This is a genomic window from Actinomadura nitritigenes (assembly GCF_017573545.1).
Taxonomy (GTDB): domain Bacteria; phylum Actinomycetota; class Actinomycetes; order Streptosporangiales; family Streptosporangiaceae; genus Spirillospora; species Spirillospora nitritigenes.
The window spans coordinates 1-3,097 of sequence record NZ_JAGEOK010000088.1 but is presented as its reverse complement, the minus strand read 5'-3'; the positions used below and the strand labels follow the sequence as shown (position 1 = coordinate 3,097).

At 63.2% G+C, this 3,097-nt stretch carries 3 protein-coding genes; 1 reads left to right on the top strand and 2 read right to left on the bottom strand.

Translation table 11 applies throughout. The features are described 5' to 3' along the window. Nucleotides 1–686: 686 nt before the first annotated feature. The gene (locus J4557_RS48905; protein WP_307800636.1) at nucleotides 687–1,361 is read right to left on the bottom strand and encodes a hypothetical protein; all 675 of its coding nucleotides are present in this window, start codon (nucleotides 1,359–1,361) and stop codon (nucleotides 687–689) included. A 663-nt stretch (nucleotides 1,362–2,024) separates the two neighbouring features. Further along, a complete protein-coding gene (locus J4557_RS48900) occupies nucleotides 2,025–2,408 on the bottom strand; it encodes a hypothetical protein (RefSeq protein ID WP_208274790.1) in 384 nt (127 codons plus the stop codon). A gap of 174 nt (nucleotides 2,409–2,582) precedes the next feature. On the opposite strand from J4557_RS48900, the gene J4557_RS48895 reads away from it, so the two are divergent. Beyond that, nucleotides 2,583–2,813: a hypothetical protein gene (locus J4557_RS48895; RefSeq protein ID WP_208274788.1), complete on the top strand. Its 231-nt coding sequence runs from the start codon at nucleotides 2,583–2,585 to the stop codon at nucleotides 2,811–2,813. The last annotated feature ends 284 nt before the right edge of the window (nucleotides 2,814–3,097 follow it).

Here is a 3,097-nt window from a genome sequence, read left to right as displayed (position 1 = left end):
AACTCAACCGTCGTCCGGATGGCGTGCGATTAGCGTGCGATTAACGGCGGTCACCAGGGGTCAAGAGCGGTCGCTTGAGGACCAAGGGTTGCGCAGGTCAGGGCACGGATCGGGGGTGATCTCGCAGATTTGCAAGCCGGGTGTCAGGGGTTCGAATCCCCTAGGCTCCACCAGCGAAAACGCCCCCATCCGACTCCCGGACGGGGGCGTTCGGGCCATTAGCGGGCCATTAGGCCACCGGCACCAGCGCACCGGCCGCCCCGTCGTCCCCCTCTCAGTTCGTCCGTCGCGATGCCCTCGCCGTCCCGATCTTCGCCCTGCCCGTCCCGGACGCTGCGGACGTCGACTTGCGGATTCGCGCAGGTCGGTGGGCACGGCTCGTAGCGGAGTGCTTCGGCCATGCGGTCGATGTGCTGACGCTGCGCGGGCGTCTCCGCTTCATGGCATTCGGCGACGCCTTTGGGGAGGTAGCCGATGCACCGCCGCGAGTCGGCCAGGACGACTTGTGCGTCGATCTGGTGGCCGAACCGCACGACGCGTAGGGATTCGGCGTCCTCGTCCAGGCCGATCGCATCCAGTCCTCATCCCAGGTGGGGAGTACCTCGCCGGTCTTGGGCGGAGGTATCGGCTGATTTAACGGCTCCTTGGCAGCCACGGCACATTCGACCGGCGTCGGTGGAGGCTCCTCAGCCTTCGCCGATTTCAGTGGGATACCGGGCCTCGTCCAGATCCTCAGCCAGGTCAGCCAAGGTGATCCCGGGATTCAGCGTGCTGATCACACGTTCGGTCAATGGGCGCAGCGAATAGATGTGACGCACCGCCTCCAGATCGACCGAGACCTGGTAATAGTCCTCGGCGAAGCGCTGGAACGTCTCAGGGACAGGATCGGTGAGCAGCCCGAAGAGGCGGGCCGCTCCATCGGCATCGTTCTCACCGTCGGGGTAGTCGATCTCACCCACGTGCCAGCGGTCATCGTCGGTCCCGCGCCACAGACACGCGGTGACCAAAGGCAGTCCGGTCTCGTCGCAGAAAGCCGGCTCCTGGACACACGACCCGAAAACCCCTGGAACCGAGTCCAGGACCCCCGGCCAAGGTCCCTCGTTCACATACGGGCTCATCACCGACTCGTGAGCGAACCCGCGGACATAGGCACCAGCCGCCGAGAAGACGATCGAGTACTCATCCCCCGAGCCGTTCCTCATCGAGGCCATCTCCTCCTCCGGTGACCAGTCCGCAGAGAAGGAGTAATACCGGCTCTCCCATACGGGGCTCAAAATCGCCTCCAGCACGGCCACCGACCGGCATAGATCCCGCAGCCGATCGATGTCGGGCAGCGATCGAGCCACCTCATGAGCAGTCACAAACAACATCTAACCGGATAACGAGCACCCGGAAGCCCTCCGCCGCCTCAGCAGCCAACCGCAGGCTGGATTCCACCCACTTGACCTCCACGGACGGAGCCCATCGCCTGGCCACGGCGTGAGGATGGAGCATTGCTGAATTTAGCTGTTTCAAATCGAGGGGCGGCGGCGGTCAGGCCGCTGCGTGGCCTCGCGGCAGGCCGCCTGGGGCGTGCGGCGGGGGCGCCGGTCACCGGACGACCGCGCCGGGCCGCGCATCGCGCCACGCTCGCCGGCCCGCGCCAACCGACCACCATCGGGACCGCGCCGCCACTTATGCCCTGACACCGAACTTGTGCGGTCGCGGATACGCGCCTCCGGTGGGGGCTCTGACTCCGGGAAGCGCAGGGCGCGCCCGTGACGGTCTTCGATGGTTTGGGGTGCCTGAGCTTCCCGTCCGCCGTCCCGATCGGAGATCTACCGAACCAGGGTCAGGGGGCGAAGGTCGTTCGTCCGCTGGGGCGCTCCACCTTCCCCCGGACCCTGGCCCGGCAGCGCGGAGAACGGGACGACGGCAGACGGTCTGTGTGCCGGCCAGTCTGACCATGACTGGCCTGAAATATGCTGTACGGAACCCGGAAATCGAAACTGTAACCGGATCACTGATGTCTTTAAGTAAACGACCTAGTGATCGTTGTAGAAGTGGTACTTGGTGTAAGACGTGCAGTTCACGTCTGCCTGGTCGCCGTCGTTGTATTCACGACAGACCTGTATATAGTAGGTCCGATTTTCGGCTAGATTGTAGCCTGTGGATGCCTTTTCGTAACTGCAGTGTCCATCATTGTACCAGTCGGTGAACCATGACACCTGGCTTAGATTATCGGTCGGTCCGGTCCAGATGTATACCTTGGCATGCAGTTTATCTGACTCTGTGTCGCATAGCTTGATGATGTCATCGTGTTCTTCGACGTACACCGTAGCGCCGTACGGAGAAGAGTCCGTGGAATGCCATGGACCGTGATCCCAGTCGATGGCGGACGCAGGTGAAATTGTGGGAAGGGTCGCCATCAGTCCCATGGTGGCTAGCGCAAACACGCGCTTCGGGAGTGAACTGAACTTCACTTTGCCTCCTGTGTGTGCTTGGTGGCAACCTTCAGGTCATCGCTGAGCCTGCGTTTTCGATGGTTGGGTCCATCCGCGCAGGCTGGTGTACGTATGGCTGCTAAAGGAGACCGTCCGGCCATGGGCGTCGACGGCAACCCGATCAGGTTGAGATTCTGGTCCGGCCGCCAGCAGATCGACCAGAACACCGCCCATTGCGCTGCGATCAATCTGTCCTCCGATACCCAGATGTTCTTGACGGCCGCAACAGCGGAGCGACGTCGCTGCGAACGGGAACTTGCGGTCGTTTGTGGGCAGATCATCGAGGAGGCTCAGGTCAGCGGGTTGCCAGGTCGGGCGGTGGGTTCGTGAGCGGGTCGGCTGTCAGGGGTTCGAATCCCCTAGGCTCCACCCACCGGGAAGCCCAAGGACGCGCAGGCTGGCCTGCCGCGGCCGTCCACCGCAGGGGTGCGCTGCCGCCTATGATTGGTCCGTCGCATTGAAGGTGACTGTGACCATTCCCGTGGAACTTAGAGCGTGTCTCATGTGGGGAGTTGTGTGAGCTTCTTGTAGCAGGTGATGGCTGCGGCGAGGACGAGGAAGGCGTTGAACAGGTGGCCGTGGCGTTCGTAGCGGACGGTTAGGCGCCGGTAGCC

What these genes read in the sequence shown, in the direction of transcription:
- J4557_RS48900 (WP_208274790.1), bottom strand. Translation starts at nt 2,408, where the DNA reads ATGGCGACCCTTCCCACAATTTCACCTGCGTCCGCCATCGACTGGGAT.
- J4557_RS48895 (WP_208274788.1), top strand. Translation starts at nt 2,583, where the DNA reads ATGGGCGTCGACGGCAACCCGATCAGGTTGAGATTCTGGTCCGGCCGC.